General features: G+C 48.8%; 22 protein-coding genes. 15 read left to right on the top strand and 7 right to left on the bottom strand.

What is annotated here, in order from left to right:
* Position 1 precedes the first annotated feature (1 nt).
* The 4 genes from VN429_RS08490 to VN429_RS08475 are packed head-to-tail and all read left to right on the top strand — an operon-like array spanning position 2 to position 3,717.
* A complete protein-coding gene (locus VN429_RS08490) occupies positions 2-490 on the top strand; it encodes a CBS domain-containing protein (protein ID WP_325632102.1) in 489 nt (162 codons plus the stop codon).
* A gap of 1 nt (position 491) precedes the next feature.
* A complete protein-coding gene (argJ, locus tag VN429_RS08485) occupies positions 492-1,643 on the top strand; it encodes a bifunctional glutamate N-acetyltransferase/amino-acid acetyltransferase ArgJ (RefSeq protein ID WP_325632119.1) in 1,152 nt (383 codons plus the stop codon).
* Positions 1,640-2,524, top strand: a complete 885-nt coding sequence (argB, locus tag VN429_RS08480) for an acetylglutamate kinase (RefSeq protein ID WP_325632100.1) — start codon at positions 1,640-1,642, stop codon at positions 2,522-2,524. Before argJ ends, argB begins: the two co-directional genes overlap by 4 nt.
* Entirely contained in the window at positions 2,524-3,717 is a 1,194-nt protein-coding gene (locus VN429_RS08475) for a cytochrome c biogenesis CcdA family protein (RefSeq protein ID WP_325632098.1), read from the top strand. Before argB ends, VN429_RS08475 begins: the two co-directional genes overlap by 1 nt.
* 8 nt (positions 3,718-3,725) lie before the next feature.
* Here the strand turns inward: VN429_RS08475 and VN429_RS08470 are convergent, their stop codons facing one another.
* Complete coding sequence (locus tag VN429_RS08470; protein WP_325632096.1) at positions 3,726-4,049, bottom strand: chorismate mutase; 324 nt, start codon at positions 4,047-4,049, stop codon at positions 3,726-3,728.
* A gap of 69 nt (positions 4,050-4,118) precedes the next feature.
* Here VN429_RS08470 and VN429_RS08465 point away from each other — a divergent pair, with 69 nt between their 5' ends.
* The 3 genes from VN429_RS08465 to VN429_RS08455 all read left to right on the top strand — a co-directional run bounded on the left by VN429_RS08465 (position 4,119) and on the right by VN429_RS08455 (position 6,391).
* Positions 4,119-4,751: a peptidase M50 gene (locus tag VN429_RS08465; protein WP_325632094.1), complete on the top strand. Its 633-nt coding sequence runs from the start codon at positions 4,119-4,121 to the stop codon at positions 4,749-4,751.
* Positions 4,752-4,911: 160 nt separating this feature from the next.
* On the top strand, positions 4,912-5,397 hold the full coding sequence (locus VN429_RS08460) for a flavodoxin family protein (protein WP_325632092.1): 486 nt from the start codon (positions 4,912-4,914) through the stop codon (positions 5,395-5,397).
* 73 nt (positions 5,398-5,470) lie between these two features.
* The gene (locus VN429_RS08455) at positions 5,471-6,391 is read left to right on the top strand and encodes a hypothetical protein (RefSeq protein WP_325632090.1); all 921 of its coding nucleotides are present in this window, start codon (positions 5,471-5,473) and stop codon (positions 6,389-6,391) included.
* A gap of 5 nt (positions 6,392-6,396) precedes the next feature.
* On the opposite strand, the gene VN429_RS08450 is transcribed toward VN429_RS08455, so the two are convergent.
* On the bottom strand, positions 6,397-6,981 hold the full coding sequence (locus VN429_RS08450) for a chemotaxis protein CheW (RefSeq protein ID WP_325632087.1): 585 nt from the start codon (positions 6,979-6,981) through the stop codon (positions 6,397-6,399).
* Between the two features lie 238 nt (positions 6,982-7,219).
* On the opposite strand from VN429_RS08450, the gene VN429_RS08445 reads away from it, so the two are divergent.
* The gene (locus VN429_RS08445; RefSeq protein WP_325632082.1) at positions 7,220-7,765 is read left to right on the top strand and encodes a chemotaxis protein CheW; all 546 of its coding nucleotides are present in this window, start codon (positions 7,220-7,222) and stop codon (positions 7,763-7,765) included.
* A 55-nt stretch (positions 7,766-7,820) separates the two neighbouring features.
* Positions 7,821-9,071: a histidinol dehydrogenase gene (hisD, locus tag VN429_RS08440; protein ID WP_325632116.1), complete on the top strand. Its 1,251-nt coding sequence runs from the start codon at positions 7,821-7,823 to the stop codon at positions 9,069-9,071.
* On the opposite strand, the gene brxD is transcribed toward hisD, so the two are convergent.
* The 4 genes from brxD to VN429_RS08420 form a co-directional block, all read right to left on the bottom strand.
* Entirely contained in the window at positions 9,072-10,370 is a 1,299-nt protein-coding gene (gene brxD, locus VN429_RS08435; RefSeq protein WP_325632080.1) for a BREX system ATP-binding protein BrxD, read from the bottom strand.
* A complete protein-coding gene (locus tag VN429_RS08430) occupies positions 10,357-12,141 on the bottom strand; it encodes a tetratricopeptide repeat protein (protein WP_325632078.1) in 1,785 nt (594 codons plus the stop codon). The genes brxD and VN429_RS08430 overlap by 14 nt, the downstream gene beginning before the upstream one ends.
* Entirely contained in the window at positions 12,134-12,829 is a 696-nt protein-coding gene (locus VN429_RS08425; RefSeq protein ID WP_325632076.1) for a dolichyl-phosphate beta-glucosyltransferase, read from the bottom strand. The genes VN429_RS08430 and VN429_RS08425 overlap by 8 nt, the downstream gene beginning before the upstream one ends.
* 62 nt (positions 12,830-12,891) lie before the next feature.
* Positions 12,892-13,299 (bottom strand): PaaI family thioesterase, encoded by a 408-nt coding sequence (locus VN429_RS08420; protein WP_325632073.1) that lies wholly within the window; start codon positions 13,297-13,299, stop codon positions 12,892-12,894.
* 185 nt (positions 13,300-13,484) lie between these two features.
* Between VN429_RS08420 and VN429_RS08415 the strand changes: the two genes are divergently transcribed.
* Genes VN429_RS08415 through VN429_RS08390 form a run of 6 tightly spaced genes read left to right on the top strand, consistent with a single transcriptional unit; the run spans position 13,485 to position 19,290 of the window.
* Complete coding sequence (locus VN429_RS08415; protein ID WP_325632070.1) at positions 13,485-15,068, top strand: CTP synthase; 1,584 nt, start codon at positions 13,485-13,487, stop codon at positions 15,066-15,068.
* The gene (guaA, locus tag VN429_RS08410) at positions 15,068-15,985 is read left to right on the top strand and encodes a glutamine-hydrolyzing GMP synthase (protein WP_325632068.1); all 918 of its coding nucleotides are present in this window, start codon (positions 15,068-15,070) and stop codon (positions 15,983-15,985) included. Before VN429_RS08415 ends, guaA begins: the two co-directional genes overlap by 1 nt.
* Before the next feature lie 9 nt (positions 15,986-15,994).
* Positions 15,995-17,149: an acetylornithine transaminase gene (locus tag VN429_RS08405; RefSeq protein WP_325632066.1), complete on the top strand. Its 1,155-nt coding sequence runs from the start codon at positions 15,995-15,997 to the stop codon at positions 17,147-17,149.
* On the top strand, positions 17,118-18,191 hold the full coding sequence (gene hisC / locus VN429_RS08400) for a histidinol-phosphate transaminase (protein ID WP_325632063.1): 1,074 nt from the start codon (positions 17,118-17,120) through the stop codon (positions 18,189-18,191). Before VN429_RS08405 ends, hisC begins: the two co-directional genes overlap by 32 nt.
* Entirely contained in the window at positions 18,185-18,697 is a 513-nt protein-coding gene (locus tag VN429_RS08395) for an adenylate kinase family protein (RefSeq protein WP_325632059.1), read from the top strand. Before hisC ends, VN429_RS08395 begins: the two co-directional genes overlap by 7 nt.
* Positions 18,694-19,290, top strand: a complete 597-nt coding sequence (locus VN429_RS08390) for a CDP-alcohol phosphatidyltransferase family protein (RefSeq protein ID WP_325632054.1) — start codon at positions 18,694-18,696, stop codon at positions 19,288-19,290. The genes VN429_RS08395 and VN429_RS08390 overlap by 4 nt, the downstream gene beginning before the upstream one ends.
* A 22-nt stretch (positions 19,291-19,312) precedes the next feature.
* Here the strand turns inward: VN429_RS08390 and VN429_RS08385 are convergent, their stop codons facing one another.
* On the bottom strand, positions 19,313-21,847 hold the full coding sequence (locus VN429_RS08385; protein WP_325632052.1) for a PKD domain-containing protein: 2,535 nt from the start codon (positions 21,845-21,847) through the stop codon (positions 19,313-19,315).
* Between the last annotated feature and the right edge of the window lie 44 nt (positions 21,848-21,891).

The following is a 21,891-nucleotide window of genomic DNA, read 5'->3' as shown; positions in this document are numbered from 1 at the left end:
AATGTTAGTAAAGGATGCAATGACCCCGGACCCGGTGACCTGCAGTGTTGATGACACTGTCTCTTCAATCGGGGGAGTGATGAGGACGAAACATATCGGAGGTATTCCGGTGATGGATGGAACCCGTCTCGCAGGAATGGTGACTGAAACCGATCTGCTGAAACTTCTCATGACGAAAGGTCCGTCTGATGACCTCTGGCTTCCATCACCGCTTGAGGTGATAGAACTCCCGATTCGTGAGTTCATAAACTGGGAACGCACCAAAGAGGCCCTCACTGATATTGGCAGTAAAAAGGTGGGAACGATCATGAGCAGCCCGATCATAACCATAACATCTGAAGAGGATATTGAGGCTGCTGCAGATCTCATGCTCAAAAAGAAGATCGACCGGCTTGCGGTAGTGAGCGGTGAGATTCTGAAAGGCATCATCACCAGGGAAGATATTGTCTGGGCGATTTCAGGCGGAAAAGGAACGGACGCTCATGAGTGAGATGCAGTCTATCTGTTCAGTTGATGGTGTGACTGCAGCAGGCATCAAGGAAGGGAAGTATGGCCTTGCCCTAATTAAGGCAGAGGGTACTGCAGCTGCTGCTTTTACAAAGAATATCGCCCGTGCAGGCCCGATCATCCTGATGCAGGAACGGATAAAACGAGGACGGCTTGCAGCAATTATTTCAAATAGCGGATGTGCAAATGCCCTGACCGGGCAGCGGGGTATTGATAATGCGGGGGAGATGGCTTCAATCGCTGCAGAAGAACTCTCACTCGATCCGCTTGAGGTTGGAGTCGCAAGCACTGGAGTAATCAGCAGGTACCTTGACCTTCCTCTCATCAGGGACCAGTGCCACCGGATTGCTCCTCTTCTTGAGCACAGCCCTTCTGCAGAGATCAGTGCTGCAAAAGCGATCATGACAACTGACCTTGTTGAGAAGCACTCTCGTGTAACCCGTGAAGGATTTACCGTTGGTGGCATCTGCAAGGGTTCTGGAATGATAGCCCCCAATATGGGGACCATGCTCGGGTACGTCTATACCGATGTAGAGATCAGTGCATCAGATCTTCAGACCGCTCTGAAGACGGCGGTTAAGAGGAGTTTTAACCGGGTAGTTGTGGATGGGGACACGAGCACCAACGATGTTGTCTTCTGTACCGCAACCGGTGCTGCCGGAAAAGTGCCACTGAATGAGTTTACAGCAGCACTTGAGGAATGCTGTGTCAGCCTCGGGCGACAGGTTGCTAGCGATGGTGAAGGTGCGACCAAATTGATCGAGGTAATTGTACGGGGCGCCCGCAGTGAGGATGAAGCAGATCTTGTTGCCAGAACTGTTGTTGGTTCTCCGCTGGTCAAGACAGCGATTTATGGTGAAGATCCGAACTGGGGGCGGATTGTTGCAGCAGCAGGGCGCTCTGGTGCTGAGTTTGATCCAGAGAAGGTTTCCTGCTGGATAGCAGGATCAGGACTCAAAGCAGCAGTCTGTGAGAGGGGAGTGCTTACAGAGGATCTGAGCACTGCTAAAGCCTCGCTTGCTGGACGCGAGGTTCAGATAGAACTTGACCTGGCTGCAGGAAATGGTAAGGCTATTGCATGGGGATGCGACCTGACCGAGAAATATGTCGAGATAAACGGAAAGTACACAACATGAAACGCGAAGACGTCCTCATGGAGGCCCTGCCCTATATACGCAAGTTTCACGGCAGGACCATGGTGATCAAACTCGGTGGTCATGCCATGGTTGAAGGGGAGATTCTTGATACCGTGGTCAGTGATGTGGTTCTGCTTCAGCTGGTCGGGATCAAGGTTGTTCTGGTTCATGGCGGAGGCCCTGAGATCACTGAAAAGATGAAGGCCCTTGGAAAAGAGCCAAAGTTCGTTGGCGGTCTTAGGATTACTGATGATGAGACTCTGGAAGTAGCCCAGATGGTTCTTGTCGGCAAGATCAACACCAATATTGTGTCCCTGATCTCAAAGGCAGGGGGAAAAGCAATTGGGATCTCAGGCAACGATGCAAATTTGATCATAGCACGCAAGATGGAAAGGCAGCGTGTTCGGGTAAACAACAGAGAAGAAGAGGTCGATCTTGGTCATGTGGGAGAGATTGAGACGATCAATCCTGATATCCTGAACACCCTGCTTGACAATGGATATGTTCCGGTCATAGCTCCTCTTGCGATTGATCGTGCAGGCAATGATCTCAACATCAATGCAGATACAGCCGCAGGTGAGATTGCAATCGCGCTCAAAGCCTATAAGTTTATCAGTATGACTGATGTTGACGGGATCATGGATAAGGAGCGGACAAAGGTCTTCCGTCAGGTCACCAAGTCAGAAGCAGAGCATCTGATAACAACTGGTGTGGTGTCAGAAGGAATGATCCCTAAGGTCCAGGCTGTCCTACATGCAATTCAGGATGGTGTGCCATACTCCCATATCATCAACGGGAATATCGGCCACAATCTTATCCTTGAACTCTTTACATCAGAAGGTGTAGGTACCATGATCACCATGAAAGAGGTCGGTCTCTGATGAGTGTAAAGCAGTCTTGTCAGCACCATGACTGGGTTCTTGCCTCTGTGCTGACCGGTCTGCTTATTGTGCTGATACTCTGTACCGGACCTGTTTCTGCAGGTGTCTTTTTCAAAAACGGAAGTGATGTGGTCAGTGATCATCCTGTAGAAACGATCCTCTCTGATCCAAATACCACTCCCGGAGACTACTCTGCAACTTTTTTTTATAACACGCACTGTGGTGCCTGTCATCTTGCGATGACCTACCTCAACGAATACAGTGCTGCCCATCCCGGAGTGGTGATCACCTCTTACGATCTCTTCAATAGCAGTGAGAGCAAGGTTCTGTTCGAACAGTACAAGACAGAATATCACCGCCAGTATGTCTCGGTTCCCTCGGTCTTCATTGGTAATGCGGGCCTTGAGGGAGAGTCTGCAATCAGGGAGAACTTTGATACCCTTGTAACCTGGTATGGACAGAACAAAAAAACCGGTCTATCAGGTCAGAACTCAACTCCAGTTGCTGCCAAAAAAGGGACCTGGAATGTAATCAGTATCCCCCTGGTCCTCATTGCCGGACTCGTTGATGGAATAAATCCCTGCGCATCTGCAGTGCTTGTGTTCCTACTCATCCTTTTGATGACCATCAGACAGAAACAGCGGATACTTCTGGCAGGCATTGTGTTCACATGTGCTGTCTACTTCATGTACTTCGTATCAGGTACCGGGATATACAGTCTTCCTGCAATCGCTGGTATTCTCCGGGGTTATTCTCTTATTGTAGGGATAATTGCGGTGGTAACTGGACTCCTCTGGATCAGGGATGCCATAATCTCTTCAAATGTGGCCGAGACAACTGAACAGTGGTCTTGTGGGGTACTCTGTGGGAAACTGCACACAATGACCATCCTGATTGCTTTTGGTCTGGGTCTACTCATCGGGGTCCTTGAACTCTCATGTACCGGTGGAATTTACCTGGCAATCCAGGATATGATATCTTTCAGGGTGGACATTGTACAGGGTCTCGTGTATCTGTTCCTGTACAATCTCGCCTTCATCATGCCACTCCTGTTGATAACACTGCTCTTCTATTGGTGGATTCCGGCGGAAGATACTGATGAAGGGTCAGGAAGGAATCCGGGAAGGTTTAGATTGTTTACCGGAATGTTATTGCTGGTCTTCGCATTTCTTGTCATGTCCGGTCTGTATTGAGATAGTTGTCACTCACTTCCCCTCTTTTTATCCTGAAGACTCTCGCTCATCCTGATAAGCGTTGTAAAGATGTTCCTTATTGGACCGGGATCAATACCTGACAGTTCAGCCTGTCTGGCAACGTGGTTCAGGACCACTTCCACGCGTTCAGGATCCCGGGTGGGAGCACCGACAGCCGCCTTTTCCTCTGCGATTTTTATAGATATATCCATCCGCGCTTTAATCAGCCTCATGATCTCAAGATCAACAGCTTCTATCTCACCCCTGAGTTTCTCCAGTGACATTTTATGAGTACAGATATCTGCCTGGCTGAAATAAGGGCGTCGGGTCATTGTGGTACAAGTGCCTTGACATGAACTGATGACCCTGATTTTTAAGACCTGATGCTAAACCTGATACCCATGCATATCTGGGAACAAATACCGCAGCGAGAGAGACGCGATCTCCTGATCGCCTGGCTTGCACTTTCTGCGGCGTTCACCGTGGCTATGATCGGGACGAGCAGACTCATACCAACTCTGATCCTTGAAATGTTCGTGATCTCAATGATCACTGCGGGAGTGGCGTTTATCGTCCACGAGATGGCTCACAAATTCACTGCAATGCGGTATGGATACTGGGCAGAGTTTCAGATGAACCCTACCATGCTTGTGGTTGCAGTCGCGGTAGCTGCTCTCGCAAAAGTAGTATTTGCTGCACCCGGAGCAACCATGATCTACGGTTCTCAAATATCAGAGGAGGAGAATGGAAAGATCTCACTGGCAGGGCCCCTGAGCAATCTGCTTCTTCTCATCCCGTTTTCACTCCTGCTGATAGTCGGAATAAATATTGGCATATTCGAAGTTGCTCTTGTGGGCATTATGGGAATCAGGATCAATGCAATGATAGCGGCATTCAACCTCCTGCCTCTCGGTCCACTGGATGGAGCAAAAATCCTTCCCTGGAACACCCCTGTATACATTGCGATGGTGCTCATTGCGTTTGCAATTCTCTTTTCAGCCCTGAATTATAATCTTGCAGGACCTTTCTTCTAAATTCCTTTTTTGTTCAACCCATATGTGAACGAAGATCACAGAGTCTGTAATTTTATATCATGAGCGTCCATCCATCAGTTTTGAAAGTGGTGGATTTCTCCGCAAGTCCAGGAAGGAAACAGTGAGCTTATGATCAGAGTTTTTTTGAGGTCTTGAGGGAGTGGTAGAGACAGAATTGGTAAGGATTGGGTGCAGACCTCTCCAGGGATGCAAAGCCTGTAGCCGGTGCTATGAAAACCAGAATAAAGAATGCATCATCGGATCAGACTCTCTCAATGAGTTTGTACAAAAGATGATTGAGGCAGATGGCATTATCCTCGCATCCCCTACGTACTTCGCAGATGTAACTGCTGAAATGAAAGCATTCATTGATCGATGCGGAATGATTGGAAAGGCAAACGGAGATCTCTTTCAGTGTAAAGTGGATGCAACTGTAATTTCTATGCGCAGGGCAGGGGCTATTCATGCTTTAGATACCATCAACCACTTCTTTCTGACCTCCCAGATGATCATTCCCGTGTCCAGTTACTGGAATGTGGGCCTTGGTAGCGGACTGGGCGGCGTTGAAGATGATGAAGAAGGATTTGCAACGATGGAATTGCTGAGTCATAACATGGCATGGCTTTTAAAAAAGATACACTCATAAATGTCTTCTTTTTGTGGCTCAGGCTGCCGGCAAGGATATCATCAGCAGAAACAAAAGAAATGTGGAGTCCTCCATGGTTCTGGAAGAAGAGATCTATTTTTCATCACATGATATTGCAAGGGAATTTGTAAAGGTCCTGAAGGATATGGGAATATCATCCCAGGTACGACAGAAATTTTCCCTTGATGTACGGTTGATGCTCAGTGGAACCTACCTGAATCTCGCTGCTATGTTTGATAGCATGATATCAGATCCACAGACCACAGAGGAGGAGTCAGAATCTTTCGCCATGGCCCGTGATCAACTGACTCCACAACGCGATGCAATCGCACAGGCGCTTGAGAAGTACCAGGTGGGAGATCGAGTGGGATCAGGTGTGATGGATCTCGTCACAGGAGACCGTACACTTGATGGAGATGAGGGCGAAGATATTCTTGAGCAGATCATCGAAGAAGTCTATCTTACCAGGCTGCTTCATCTGAATGAGCTCCTGGAGATTGGGGAGGACGGTCTTGTTCTTTCAAAAAAGATAGAACCTGACGAGTCAACCCTGACGGTGTTTGCAGATGAGATCCCTGAGATCAGGGATGAAATTCTTGAAAAATACAACGTGGTTAGCACCATCACAGCAGGGGATGACGGTGAATGGCTCGTCTCAATAGGTTCAGAATATGTATTCCTTGATGATCTGGATAAGATTGGGGAATTTCTTGAGAAATATGAAGTCGAAGAAGAGGATGGCGCCTCATTCTTCCCAAGACTTCAGATCAAGCACATCCTGGTATCCGAGATTCTCGCCCTTATCAAGGAAGAGGGAAAAGTCTCCAGAGAGAATATTATCAACGAGTTTGCAAACCGCGATGTAGAAACCAGCGACGACGGGGCGAAGATTGCACTCCATTTGAGCGGTGAGTACATCGATGCAATTCTGGATGATCTCAAAAAGGTCGGATTTCTCAAAGGAAAGGATCAGAAACTGCGAATTGCAGTCTGATCTTCTTATTTATTCTGTAGTGATCTCCAGTTGTCTGAGAAGAGGTACTGGGGATTGAAGAGGGCAGTCAGACGGAAAACAATATTCTGGGCTTTTTCTTCATCAATGATAGTCTGGATCATATCCTCAAAATCTATCCAGACGACTTCATCATCTCCGGCTGCGAATTTTCTGCTTGACTGGTTGAGGAACTCGGTTAGTGAGAACGTTAAGAAGCCAATCATAAAATTATTCTGGATGCCTGCATTTGTCCGGTCAAGAAGAGAGACACAGTCTGAAGGGATTTCCATGATACCATAGACCTCGTCTACGACCATTCCGAATCGTGTTGAGGAGTCGTTCTCAGGTATAAATACAATGATCTTCTTCTTTGTCCCTTCTCCAGAAAGTGGAATGATACGTCTGATATCTATCACTTTGACGACATCACTTCGCAGATTGAAGACCCCTGGAATATAATCCGGGGCATTTGGAAGAGGAATCTTCTGTTGATCCTGCACTATCTCTCTGATGTATGAGACGTCTGCCGCATAGGTTCCTTCTCCAAGTGAGAAAAGAAGCAGCCTGTGTAACTGAACGGTTGTATCCATGTCCCCTGCCCATATCTTCTTGTGCTTCAGCCCCACGGCAGATGGCACCAAAGCAGAAATGATCTTATATTAACAATGAATCTGGATAGACCTTTGTATCTCTGTCCTGGTTAAACGAAACAATGAGATCCATCTGGTGGGACTTTGAATATGACTTCTGCTAAGGTTTAACTCAGGAAGGTATCAATATGGGCGAGACACACACTGATATAATACGTCTCCTTTAGGAGACAGGGGGATGCAGGTGGAGGAATTCCTTACCCTTGTGGAGATACAACTTGGAAGAGATCATTACCTGATAGACAGCAACATTATCGATAAGTTCATTGTTCCACTTCCGACAGTCGAGGTGTATGATGCCCCCCCGTATATTGACGGTATGGTCGAATGGAAGCAGGAGATGATCCCTGCTATTAATGTCGCACCACTTCTTGGGATGGAAAAGGCAGCAGAATCCAATCGCAGACGAACCATGATTATTCCGGCAGGAAAGGTGATGGAGACTCCCATGGCTGTTTCTGTAGATGAGGTTTCCATGATCAGAAAAGTGGAATTCAGGGAGGTTATGCCTGTGGACATATCTGCCTGTCATGGTATTGAAGACTACGTGAAAGGGATAATACGGGTTGTGGAAGAATCTGGAGGCGGCACTGAACAGATGGTTCTTCTGTACCTGAACCTGGAGAAGATGATGCGTGAACTTCTCAAAGGAAAAGTTGCACGCCCGACACCAGGGTTCTATGTATGGCGATGGGACGCCGCCATAGGTTCTCAATCAGGATAGCGCCAACTGCTGGCGTACTCATTTTTTACCGGGCATATCATACGTATATCCCATGGTGTGGACCGCTCTCACGCTTGATACCTGGCTCTCCCGTCAGCAGGCAACACTGACCGATGTTACAGGTGCAGTTCAGAATATCATTGATGAGGTAACAGGGGGGGGTGATGAAGCCCTCTTCGATCTGTGTGAGCGGTTTGACAAGATCAGGCTGGATCATCTCAGGGTTAGTGAAGATGAGATCGATGAGGCATATGAATCGGTCGATCCTGAAATCGTCGAAGCACTGACTGAAGCGTTTTCACGGATATGGACCTTTCATGAACTACAGAGGCAGAAAGATCTCTGGTTTTCCGGAACTGAAGATGGTATTACACTCGGGGTTAAAACTACTCCGCTGGAACGAATCGGAATGTACGTTCCCGGGGGTCGCGCGGCATACCCGTCAACTGTGCTGATGTGTGCAGTGCCAGCCCAGGTAGCAGGAGTAAATGAGATCATCTGCTGTACTCCTCCTCCTGCAAACCCCCTGACCCTTGTTGCTGCTGACATTGCAGGGGTGACTGACATTTATACTGTAGGAGGGGCCCAGGCTATTGCTGCGATGGCTCTTGGAACCGATACGATCAGACCGGTTCAGAAGATTGTAGGTCCTGGAAATGCGTACGTAACGGCAGCAAAGATGATGCTCAGGGGAAGGGTTGAGATTGACTTTCCTGCCGGCCCATCAGAGATCGCAATCATCGCTGATCATACAGCCCGTCCGGATTTTGTCGCTGCAGATATTCTTGCCCAGTCTGAGCATGATCCCCAGGCCGCTTCAGTTCTAATCACCACTGATCCCAGTCTTCCTGCGCAGGTCGGTGACTGGATTGAACGTCTCGTAGCTGAAGCCCCAAGACAAGAGATCATCAGGCAGGCACTTGATCAGTCAGGATATCTGGTTGTGAATGATATTGCTGATGCGATTGCGACATCAGACAAAATAGCACCAGAACATCTCTCCATCCAGGTTCAGGATCCTCTTCCCGTTCTGCAGAAAGTAAGGAATGCTGGCTCAATATTTGTCGGTCAGTATGCTCCTGTTGCCTGCGGTGATTATGCTTCAGGCACAAATCATGTTCTTCCCACGGCAGGAAATGCAAAACTCTACTCCGGGCTTAATGTATCACATTTTACCAAGACATCAACGGTTCAGATCATCTCACGTGAAGGGATAGATGCCATCGGCGATGTTGTTGAGCGACTCGCAACTGCTGAAGGGCTGCATGCTCACGCAGCATCATCCCGCATCAGAAGGGAGATTTGATCAGAACCTGATCTGCATCACTGCTTTTTCTTCGTCTGTGAGGATTTCCTGAAGGTCGAGTGGATCTGTCTGGTACACTGACATCGGATCATAATCAGGGTACAGATCGCATTTATCTAGAATATCCACGAACTCCTTGAGAAATAACCGCGGGATGATGTCGATCCTTCCGCCAAATGCCGTGCTCACCCGGTTTACCATTGTTCTGATAAACCTGTGTGATATCCGGCTCCTGTCAACCTCCCCGTATGCTTCTTCGTATACTCCGGCTATTCGGTGGGCAACCTCTTCAAGCCGATCAGGACTGAACGGTTTGAGCAGAATCTGCGGCTGCCTTGGGTTTGGGAACTCTCCTTCCTTTGGTGTCTGACCTATTCTATCGTACAGGGGAGTAACCGGCCTCATTCCACGCGGCCCATCATATAACATGGGAGTTCCTGCACAGATAAGATACCAGCGAGGCAGCAGCCCCCCGTCAATTGCATCAATTATTCTGACCAAGTTCTGAAATCCCCGCTCCCGGAGATTTCGGGGGAAGGTCTGGGTTATCTCAAGTTCATCTATGGCGACCACACACCCCTGGTATCCTGCCCCGGTTACGAACACCGGGAGTGCTTCAAGGAGAGGGAATATAGATGAGTCACCGATATCGCCTCTGATTCCTGCCTTTTGTCTCAGGTCTCTTCCGATATTGGGATCCCCACAGAGCCATCCGATGGCTGCCTGAGAAGTCCTGAAGTCTGCTGCGTTGTTTGCAAGATAATATGTTCTGATAACAGCGGCAACAGGTGCATTCAGCAGACTGATGTCAGCAAGAGCATACTCAACCTCCTGGAGGGTGAGTTCTTCAAGACGCTCAGATGGAATCGCTGACCCCTCCCGTGCACTGACCCGCTGTTCTATCCCAAACAGCCAGGCATCAATGATAGATCTGAACGCCTGCTGTTCACCTCCTGCATGAAGTGATGTTGCGATCTGAGCATACAGGGACCGAAGGCGGTGAAGAGGAGCAACCGGAGATATTGCCACGTGGGCAGTTACAAATCCTTTTTTTCGTGCAATCTCTAGGGCCCGTGCTATGAGAAATGTCTTACCGCTTCCGTACTCCCCTCTGATGAACTTGATATCTGCGCCACCTTTTGAGACAAGATCCATCTGATCAGCGATCACCTGCTCTTCAGTAGAAAGACCAACTGCGAACCTTCCAAGTCCCTGGGCAGGAACCGTCCCACGTCTGAGTGCGTTGATGATTCCGATGCTCTCAAGGACCGATGCGTCAGAGATGTCAGGGGCCTGCATATCGGTACATCTCCCCGAACTCAGAGTATCCTTCCTTGTCTGCAAGATGGATCCCATGCTCCTCAGATTTTCTCATGATTCTGTTCATAAGCCCGGCAACTCTGCGGGTTCCTGCCACTTTCCTGAGATCCATCTCATTGCAGACCCGGTGTTTTCGAAGGTATTCAACTACTGCCTCTTCACCTGGATCAAGCCATGAGAGAGATATTTGTCCTGTGTTGCTCAGAGAGCCCTGCGGTTTTGTTGCCGGACATATCTGTGACGGGATAAAGTCAGGAAGAACCTGAGTTTTAGATGCAACGAGGAGGGTAAAAAGTGATTCGGCAACACTGCTTGCATCAACTGGAACAATCGAAAGTCCGGTCAGGGCATGCTTGAGAGCTTTGTCCGGACTTCCTGCCTGGAGTTCATGCTGTGATTCCAGAGAAAGGCAGCGGGCGTATAATTCACGTCCCTTCTGGGAGAGCAGAGAAACAATCCCTTCAAACCGCTGGTTCAGAAGTGAGATAAGATCAGGATCAGGCTCTGTTAACGTCAGGATTTTTCCTGCTATCATTTCTAGATCCCTTGCCTTTCTGATCGTTTTCAGAATATATCCGAGAATTTTTTTCTGTTCCCTCTTCTCACTGTTCCGTCCGAGGTACTTGGCATAAGAAAAACCTGAGTTTGTCAGGTCTGACCTGAATGCCTGAAGGAAAAGGCGTTTTGCATCTTTATGTCTCCTTTCTTCCTCACACCACTCTGCGATTCCTACCTGAATGGCTGGATGAAGATCAGGTCTGATTCGGGTGAGTGTCTCGTCAAGTGCTACAGTACTTCCTCTGGATTTGACCAGAAGCTCACGAAAGGAGGAGAGCCATGTGCCTAAATTCAATGAATCATGGTTCTCCCTTCCAAAAAGGAATTGTGAATAAAGTTCAAGCGCTTGTTCTGGCCCTGATACTGACTCGATGAGGGAAGCTCCCTGCAACTGGTATGCCGGGTTTTCACTCCTTGCAAGCCAGGTTGACCAGACTCCGAGTGCTTCCTGGATAAGTCCCCGGGATTCAAGATATCTTGTATAGTGGGAGGCTAGTTCAGCAGAGGGGTTTTTCCTGAGATGGATAAGAAATTCCTGATCTGCCTTGTCTGGATCTATGTGAACCCGGGCTTCACAGGAGAGGATTATAAGATCGCGATCATGCTTGTTTGGAGATCTTTCAATCTCGTCAGTAAGTTCCTGGTATCTTCCAGATGCAAAAAGCAGATTGAGATATATCCTGAAGCATTCGTCAGGTGCTCCTGCCTGTTTGTATCGTGCAATCCCCTCTTCAAAAAAACCCAGAGCACTATAGCAGTGCATGAGTCCAGCAATATCTTCACCCTTGCCTGTGAATAGAACCAGTCTTTTAAGCAGACAGAGTGCAGCCCGATGATCCCCTGCTCCTGTAAGGTACCTGGCATATCGCCTGATTCCTTCTGTCTGATCCGGTGCCAGCCTGACTGCTTCAGCAAACTCTGCCCTGGCCCCTTCGTCTCCTTTCCGTTCAAGTACTTTTCCCAGGTATAAACAGACTTCAGATGAATCAGGAACCCTTGACCTGAGATCACGCAGACAGACTTCCGCTTCATCAAGGGAGCCAGTACTATACAGGCAGATTGCTTCAAGGATCCGGATTCTTGTATCAATCAACCTCTGAGGAGTGGACTGGATCAGGTCGAGGCAGGCTGAATACTGCTCCTGTTCAAAAAGTTTGAATGCCTCGGTCGTGATTCTGTCTGCGTCAGTCATGGGCTCCGATACCCAGTCGCAGACGAAGAAGAGTGGAAAGCATGGAAAATGCATCTGATGTCTGAAGTCTGGAGTCTCCGGTATCATTCCAGATAACCGGTACTTCCAGAACCTGAAATCCGGCCCTCCTCATGTGCCAGAGGAGTTCTACATCAAACTCAAACCCCCGTGCCCGTAAAGCAGGGAGAATTTTGTCGACCGCATCCTTGCGAAAGACCTTTGCTCCGCATTGAGTATCATAGAATTGCAGACCGAAAAGCAGTTTGATGATGAGATTGAATGCCCTGCTTTGGACCCTTCGTGATAGAGGCTGATGAATCTCCACAGTCGAATCAGGCATATGGCGTGAGCCGATGATCCCGGCATAATCGCCGATCTGGTTTATCAGGCGGAGCATCTCCGAATATTCCGTTGAGTTGTCTGCGTCCATAAACCCAACCAGGGGAGCTTTTGCAGCCCTGAATCCTTCATAAACCCCGCCACCTTTTCCAAGTCTGTGTGAGTAATTATTCAGACACCGAACCGTGAGATTCGGATGCCCTGATGAGAATTCTTGTATCACTTCCGGGGTCCTGTCTGTTCCATCACAGACAAAGATAAACTCTGCATGTGGGTCCGAGAGGTTTCGCAGAAGATTTCCTATCCGTTTCTCTTCATTATATGCCGGAATAACGATACTGTATCTCATCGATCGTGGCTTCCCAGCTGTTCTCCGTCAGTGGTTTTATAGATTCTGGGGACTACATCCCGCTATCGTACCGTAAATGACGCAGAACACCTGGCAAGTTCATACTTTGCGTCTGCACTGCAGACTCTCCCTTCGGTAAAGATGATCTGTCTGCCTTTCCTGACTACCCAGGCTTCTGCTATAATACACTCTCCAGCCCTGACACCCCGGAGAAATGTGGTGGTACAGGAGATGGTTGCAATCATCTGCCCGTCTTCAAGAAGAGTATAAATTGCCAATGCCATGGCCTCATCAACAAGGGAGGTATACATGCCTCCCTGGAGCCATCCCTCTCCGTTGGTCATATCGGGCCTGACGGTCATCATGAGAGATGCTTTGCCCTCTCCCCATTTTTTCGGTTCTATCCCCATAAGACAGAAAAATGGGTTTGCTTTTTGCCCTGAATTTATGACATCATCAAGATATGACATATTACTTAGGGCTTCTTTAACCGGAGGGAAGAAGATAACGATGAAAAGTTTCTCTGAAGGCTCAAATCCTTCAGGTCAGGGAATTCTCCAGGTGAGTTTTCAGACGATCCTGCCTTCTGGTCTGGGGCCGTTTGGTATTAGAGGGATCGGAGCCAACTCTTTTGCTGAGTTTATTGAGGGGAGGCATGAAGTATATCTTTATTACCGGTGGTGTGATGAGTGGTCTTGGGAAAGGGATCACCGCTGCATCAATAGGACGGCTTTTGAAAAACCGGGGATATAATGTCACTGCGGTCAAGATCGATCCCTACCTGAATATCGATGCGGGGACAATGAATCCAGCCCAGCATGGAGAGGTGTATGTTCTCCATGACGGGGGCGAGGTGGATCTGGACCTCGGCAACTACGAACGGTTCCTGGACATTGAGCTCAACTCATCCCACAATATTACCACCGGGAAGGTGTACCGCCTCGTCATCGATAAGGAACGCAGAGGCGATTATCTTGGCCAGACTGTGCAGATCATCCCGCATATCACTGATCAGATCAAGGAATGCATCAGGATTGCAGCATCAGAGAAGGTATTTGATGGGAAAGAGGCAGACATCTGCATCGTAGAGGTTGGAGGGACTGTCGGAGATATCGAGAGCATGCCATTCCTTGAATCTGTCAGGCAGATGCGCAGCGAACTGCCGCCCGAAGACCGCGCACTTGTTCATGTCACCCTGATGCCTTCTGATTCGATGGGGGATCTCAAAACCAAACCGACCCAGCACTCAGTTAAGGCACTACGTGAACTCGGGTTGTTTACTGATATCATCGTTGGAAGAAGTGAACGCCCAATCTCGATCAATACAAAGAAAAAGATCTCCTCTCTCTGTGATATCCCCCAGTATGCAGTTATCAGTGCCACCACTGCACCAGATATCTATCAGGTTCCGATGGAGCTAGAGAAAGAAGGACTCTCAAAGGTGCTCTGTCAACATCTGAAATTAGCAAACGAATCCCTTGATCCTGACTGGTACCGCATCGTGACCAGGGAGTACACCCAGCGGGTAACTATCGGGATCGTGAGCAAGTACGGAAAAGAAGATGTGTATCTCTCGATAAAGGAGGCCCTCAAGCATGCAGGACGGTCACTATCAACCGAGGTCACAATCCAGTGGCTTGATGCAGAACGGGTTGAGAGATCTGAACTCAAAGAATGCGATGGTATTCTCATCCCCGGAGGATTCGGTGTCAGGGGGATCGAAGGGAAGATCTGTGCAATACAGTATGCACGTGAAGAGAAGGTTCCACTGCTCGGACTCTGTCTCGGGTTCCAACTCTCGGTTGTTGAGTATGCCCGTCATGTACTGGGGTGGAGCGATGCGTGTAGCAGTGAGTGCAGCACTGGCACTGAAGTGATCACCATCCTGCCTGAACAGGACGGTGTCGAAGAGCTTGGAGGGACCATGCGTCTTGGTGATTATAATATCACAGTCAAGCCAGGAACCCTTGCGATGAAACTGTATGGCGCAGGTGAAATCACCGAACGTCATCGTCATCGTTACGAGGTGGATCCGTCATATATCACTGATATGGAGGCGGAAGGTCTTGTCTTCTCAGGGACGTGGGGAAACAGAATGGAGATCGTTGAGATCCCTGATCATCCGTTCTTCTTTGCTACCCAGTTCCATCCTGAGTTCAGATCACGCCCGACAAGACCGTCACCACCGTTCCTCGGGTTTGTGGAAGCAGCACTGAAGATGAAGAAAGGAGCAGAATAATGGTCAAGGTCGAGAAGTTCATTGCAGAATCAATCAGGAAGATTCAGGAAGATGCGGGAGGTGAACATGCAGTCATTGCCCTGTCTGGTGGTGTTGACAGTTCAGTCTGTGCTGAACTGGCATCGCGTGCAATCGGTGACAAACTCATCCCGATTTATGTTGATACCGGGTTGATGCGCAAGGGAGAGACCGCACGGATAAAGGAAATATTTGGTCACCTGGGTGTCCGGATTATTGACGCTGGTGAAGAGTTTATATCAGCCCTTGCCGGTGAGTCAGATCCAGAGAAAAAGCGCAAAATCATTGGTGAGAAGTTTATCAGGATCTTTGAACGCGAAGCCCGTGCAACAGGCGCCAAGTACCTTCTCCAGGGAACGATCTACCCGGATTGTATCGAGAGTGAAGGAGGCATCAAGAGTCATCATAATGTTGGTGGTATGCCCCTCTCGATAGAATTCAGCAAGGTGATCGAGCCACTGCGTGAACTGTACAAGGATGAAGTAAGGGATGTCGCAGAAGCCCTCGGATTGCCCGGTGAGATAGCACACCGGATGCCATTCCCAGGTCCTGGTCTCTCGGTCAGGGTGGTCGGAGCGATCACCCGTGAAGCGATTGAGGTGGTTAGGGAAGCAAATGCAATCGTTGAGGATGTCCTGGTTGAGAAGTACCGTCCATGGCAATGTCTTGCAGCTCTCGTCGGTCTTGGTACCGGTGTAAAAGGGGACAACAGATTGCATGGGTGGATCGTTGCAGTGAGAGCAGTGAACTCACGCGACGGAATGACCGCTGATCCAATAGAGATCACCTGGGAAGACCTGGCAGAGATCCAGGGTCGGATTACCTCAACTATCCCGGCAGTTTCACGGGTGGTGTATGACATCACCCCCAAGCCGCCGGCAACAATCGAATATGAATGAGATGAAATAATGAATTTCGAATCAAATTATCGGGAACTCGAATCACAATATATCATGCCTGCATTCAGCAGGGAGATCATGATCACCAAAGGGTCTGGATGCACCGTTACCGATGCTGACGGGAAGCAGTACCTTGACCTTATAGCAGGAATCGCAGTATGTAGTACAGGCCACTGCCATCCAAAGGTAGTCAAAGCCATAACCGAACAGGCAACAGAACTGATCCATTGTTCGAACCTGTTCTATGTTCCGCACCAGGGTGCTCTCGCCAAAAAACTAGTCGAGATATCAGGACTTCCTGGAAAAGCAAAGGCATTCTTCTCCAACTCAGGTGCTGAAGCAATGGAAGGAGCCCTGAAACTGGCTCGGATCAGAACCGGGAAGAAAGAGTTCATTGCATGTGAGGGAGGATTTCATGGGCGGACGATGGGATCCCTTTCCTGTACCCACAAACCTGCTATCAGAGAGCCATTCATGCCTCTTCAGCCGTTTACATCGTTTGTACCCTATGGCGATGCACAAGCACTGAAGGCTGCAATTACAACGGAGACCGCTGCTGTAATTCTTGAACCGATTCAGGGTGAAGGAGGTGTCATTATTCCCCCGGCAGGATACCTGAAGGAGGTCAGGGAGATCTGTGATGCCAAAGGTGTTCTCCTCATCATAGACGAGGTTCAGAGTGGTATGGGCCGGACAGGGCACTGGTTCGCATTCCAGGAGGAAGGAATTCTTCCTGATATTATTACCATGGCAAAGGCGATAGCGAGTGGATTTCCCATGGGAGCTATTGTAGCACGGGAAGGGCTGGAATTTGGGAAGTCAGAGCATGGAAGTACCTTTGCAGGGGGGCCCATTGCCTGTGCCGCAGCTCTTGCATCGATTGATGTGATTGGTGAGGCACTTCCTGAAGTTGCAGCAAAGGGTGAGCGGTTCAGGGCAGCAATGGCTCATCTCAATCCCCGGGTCAGGGGACTGATGATCGGGATAACAATTGGCGATCATTGTGCTGACGTTCAGAAAGAATGTGCAGTACATGGCCTGCTTGTCAACTGTGCAGCACATGGGAACCTGAGGCTTGTCCCCCCACTGACCATCACTAATGCCGAAATAGACAAGGCGACAGGTATCATCAATGCAGCAGTCAGTAAATTCGCTAGTTCGTGATATCTACCAGCAGGAGGGGTATGTGTATGCCCGCTCTCCTGAAGAGATAGCAGAGACCTACGGGTTTTCAAGAGTGGCCCGGCTGGCAAGCAATGAAAATCCCTTTGGTCCCTCTCCCCTTGCGGTTGCTGCAGTGCAGAAAGCACTTGCAACTGTTCACCGGTATCCTGATACCGGAGGAGCCGGAAGACTGATTCAGGCACTCCGGGATTATCATGGTGACTATGAGTTCGTAACCGGCGTTGGGATGGACGGGGTTATTGAGACCTGTATCCGTGTACTGGTTAATCCCGGTGAGGTGGTAGCAGTATCAGTCCCAACCTTTTCGTTTTATGGGCTTGCGGCAAAGGCCCAGGGCGCAGAGATTATCAAAATCCCACGGAGAAATGACTTCACAGTAGATGTGGGTGCTTTCATATCTGCAGCGAAAAATGCAAAGATAGCATTCCTATGCAGTCCGAACAACCCGACTGGAACCATGACTTCTCCGGAAGATGTTGAAAGGATAGCAGATGCTCTGGATGGCATTCTCTTTCTGGATAATGCATATGTTGAATTTTCAGAGATCGATTACCGCTCCCTGATGCAAAAGCACGATAACCTTGTTATCGGACGGACCATGTCTAAGGTCTTTGGCCTTGCCGGTTGTCGGATCGGGTATGCTTTTGTTCCATCATGGCTGAAACCGGTGTATGAAAAGGCAGCAACCCCGTTCACGGTCAATACTCTCTCACTTTCTGCAGCAACCGGTGCCCTCGATGATAAGGAGTACGTTGAGCGTACAATCAGGCATGTGAGATCCTGGATCCAGAAATTCCACGATATATGCAAATTGCCGGTTCTGCCGGGAGGAGCCAACTTTGTGATGATTGACACTGCACCAATGAGTGGAGATGAGTGCGCGGCACGACTTGCAGAGAAAGGTATCATCGTCAGATCATGCCGTTCCTTCCCCGGTCTTGCAGATCACTACATCAGGGTCTGTGTCGGTGAGGATTGGGAATGTGAGCAGTTTCTCTCAGGAATCAATCAGATATGCTGATTGCCCTGACCGGGACTCCCGGGACTGGGAAATCTACCGTATCAGATGAACTGGCAAACCGTGGTCATCAGGTTATCAGGGCGAACGATACCATTGGTCCATACATCATCGAAGAAGATGAGGAAAGACAGGCACATGTCATAGATACAGATCGGTGGCGTGATGAGTTCCCTCTGCGGGAAGGAATTGTTGAAGGGCATCTTACACATCTCCTTCCTGTATCCCGGGTAATTGTTATCAGGTGTCGTCCTGATGTTCTGAAAGAGCGGCTTGTTGCCAGGGGATATCATGATGAAAAGGTTGCCGAGAATGTGGAAGCGGAAATACTTGATGTTGTGCTCATTGAGGCAATGGAAGAACATACCCCTGAGATGATATATGAGATAGATGTAACCGATATGACAGTTGCCGAGGTTGCAGATATGATAGAAAGGATCATGACCGGAGATTTACCTCCCAGACATGGGGTTGTAGACTGGCTTTCCACCTGTGCGGACCTATTATGACACTTGATTCGTACCGAGCACAGGTTAAGCCTATTATGGATCCGGTTGTATCCGCAACGGTACGGATAGGTCTCACACCCAACTTCTGCACCATACTCTCATTGATTGCTGCTGCAGGTGGAGGATATGCATTTTTCAGAGGTGACATTCTCTTTGGCACCTTTGGGGTGATTCTTAATGCGTTCTTTGATGGGCTTGACGGGGCAATGGCACGGGCACTCGGACAACAGGGACTCAGGGGGGACTTTCTGGATCACACCGTTGACCGGTATGCTGATATCTTCATCCTTTGCGGAATATTTTCAGGTCCACTCTGTGCATGGTGGATTGGGATTTTCGGTCTCACCGGCGTTCTGATGTCATCATATATGGGAACACAGGCGCAGGCTGTCGGTGTGGGCCGTTTTTATGGAGGTCTTCTTGGCCGGGCTGACCGGCTCGTGCTTTTGATGGGTGTCTGTATCGTCAGTCTGTTTATCCCTATAGAAATTCTGGGGTTCAGCCTTTTTGCATGGTTGCTTCTCATCTTTGGAATATTTGGGCATATAACCGCTGCACAGCGGTTTGCCCATGTTTGGAAACAACTTCCCTGATCCAGGGAAACAAAATTTTTGGTTATGTGGCCGGTGCCACAAGTGTTCCAGGCCTCTCCATATAGAGCCAGTATCCCTGCTTTGGGTCTATTGACTGCTCTCCTTCATTTCCTTTCTGAACAGGTGGATAATACTGCTGGGATTGTGCATTAAAGCCCAGAAGATATGACCAGGGAAGATCATCGAATACGTCTTCAGGAGCAGTTGTGTTTGTCCCTGGAAAACTCATCAGATTCCAGCCTGCTGAAAGGGATTTGGTCAGGTTTCCTTCGGGCCCTGATGTCGCAACCTGCAGACTGACGCCTACTGGTTTTGCTGCGTAGATCCATACCGCAGTCAGGGGATCGAGAGCTGAATCCTTAGTCAGTCGCTTCCACTGTCCTACAGTACTATCCCAGGAATAAAGTGAATGGCTTGCTGTATCTACTCCGGAAAACAAACTCATTGTATCCTGTCCAGATTCAAGGGTTACCGGGGTTGATACAAGGTTCCATCCTCTTGAGAGGGTTATATTCTGATAGGAGGATGGGATCGCTACAACATACCCGGATTTGATAATGTTCTGACATCCGTCTGCGTCACAGACATGGAGTTTCGGACTGTACACACCGGGGGTTGTATAGGTGTGGAAAGGATTCTGCTCTGACGTAGGCTGACTTCCATCCCCGAAATCGATTGACCATTGGTATGGACTGCCGGTAATTTTAAAGGATGTTGACAACGGGGCAGTTCCTCGCCTTGGTAGTCCGGAAAGGTCATATTTCACCTCTTTCTGGCTGGATATCCGTACCTCTTTAGTTGTTGCACCATGGCAGTCACCCTGACCCCAGATCGTGAGAGAAACGTTGAACGTTCCTTCCTGTGTGTACTGGTGTTCCATCCGTGCATCGGTTCCGGTTACACCATCGCCAAAGTCCCACGATCGTTTTGACTCGTATCCGGTTGTCGTATCAGTAAACGTAATGGTTGCCGGTGCAACTCCTGTTGTCGGATTCATTGAGAAGGTCGGGCGGGGCACTTCAAAAATATGAATATAATCAGGCTTGGTTACGTTCTCCTGATGGTCTGGATATTCTTTCACCAAGGTAACTGAGTATGTTCCTGCAAACTGGTAACTGTGGAATGGGTTGTTATCTGTGCTCTTTTCGCCATCACCAAAGTCCCACTTCTGTTTCTCTGCAAGTGATGCTGGTGGTGCAGTACTAAACTGGACACTGTGCGGAGCACACCCCTCAAGCGGGGTCGCTGTGAAGTCAAGTACCTGTTTGGGGTTTACCGAAATTGTTGCAGAGGTCTTAGCCGTACACCCGCAGGTTCCAAGCACAGAAAGGGTCACGTTGTACTTGCCAGGTTTCTCATACCGGTGAGTGGGACCTGCACTCTCCGATGTTGCAGAATCACCAAAGTCCCAGATATATCTGAGCCCTTCACCTGCATCTGATCTGAATTTTACAGTTGCCTCATCGTCGCCACGTTCGGAAAAAATCCTTGGTGAATCTACTGTGACAAAACCCGGTTTGATAACGTCGCTACAGTATCCGTTGTAGCAGTAATGAAGCCCGACATCATAACTTCCACTGAACCCGTAGCAATGCGAACCGTGGGATTCAGGTGATGTTGTGTTGTCTCCAAACATCCAAGTCCATGACTGGGGCTGGTTAATCATGTCAAGATCAACGCAAAGAGGAGCGATTCCTCTCCGGGGAGACCCATTAAAATCTGGAGCATATTTTGATGTTGTATGAATGTAATCGGGTCGTGTCAGAGTATAACTGGCCTCATCTATCGAGTAGGTCAGGGTCACCGTGTAATTGCCTGGCTTTTCATAGTAATGGTTGGGATCCCTCTCGTAAGATGTGGTCCCGTCTCCAAAGTCCCATGAAAATGTTTCAGCAGGTCCGGTGACTGAAAACTTGGTGGAGAGGGGAGCCACTCCCTCCAGTTTTTCTGCTGTGAAATTGACCTCTTCTCCCTGGGAAACCTGGATGTAATTGTATTTTGATATCTTATCGCAGTTTCCTCCGACGCAGTAGGTCAGGGTTGGTGAGTAGAACCCGGGGTGCTGGTACTGGTGTCGAGGATTTGAATCGGAACTCTCTTGTCCGTCATCAAAATCCCAAAGGATATTTGTCGGATTTCCGGTAAGGGTAAACTGAATATTTAGTGGAACTGTCCCGTTAACAGGGTCTGCAGAATAATCTACCAGATTTACAGGATCCTTGACTTTGATGTAGTCTTCTTTATTTACCTCACCGGATTTCTGACCTATTGAATACTTCAGTTTCACCCAGTATGAACCTGATTTCTGATAACAGTGAACCGGGCTGCGGGAGTTGGATGTTGTCCCATCACCAAAATCCCAGGTATAATCGGCGAGCGGTCCGGAAACTGTGAATTTGGCACAGACCGGGGGGTACCCTTCAAGAGGAGTGGCTGAAAAATCAACAGCCCATTCGGAAGTTACGGTCCCGTTTTCATATTGTGCCATGACCGATTCATTTCCCTGGTTTTGAATATCGGCAGTCACAGAACAGATGATGGAAGATCCGAGTACCATTCCTACGAGAAAGACCCCTAACAAAATCCTATGTGTATTCAAAC

Source organism: Methanospirillum sp., from assembly GCF_035560735.1.
Lineage (GTDB): Archaea > Halobacteriota > Methanomicrobia > Methanomicrobiales > Methanospirillaceae > Methanospirillum.
This window is presented reverse-complemented; position numbering and strand designations above follow the sequence as displayed.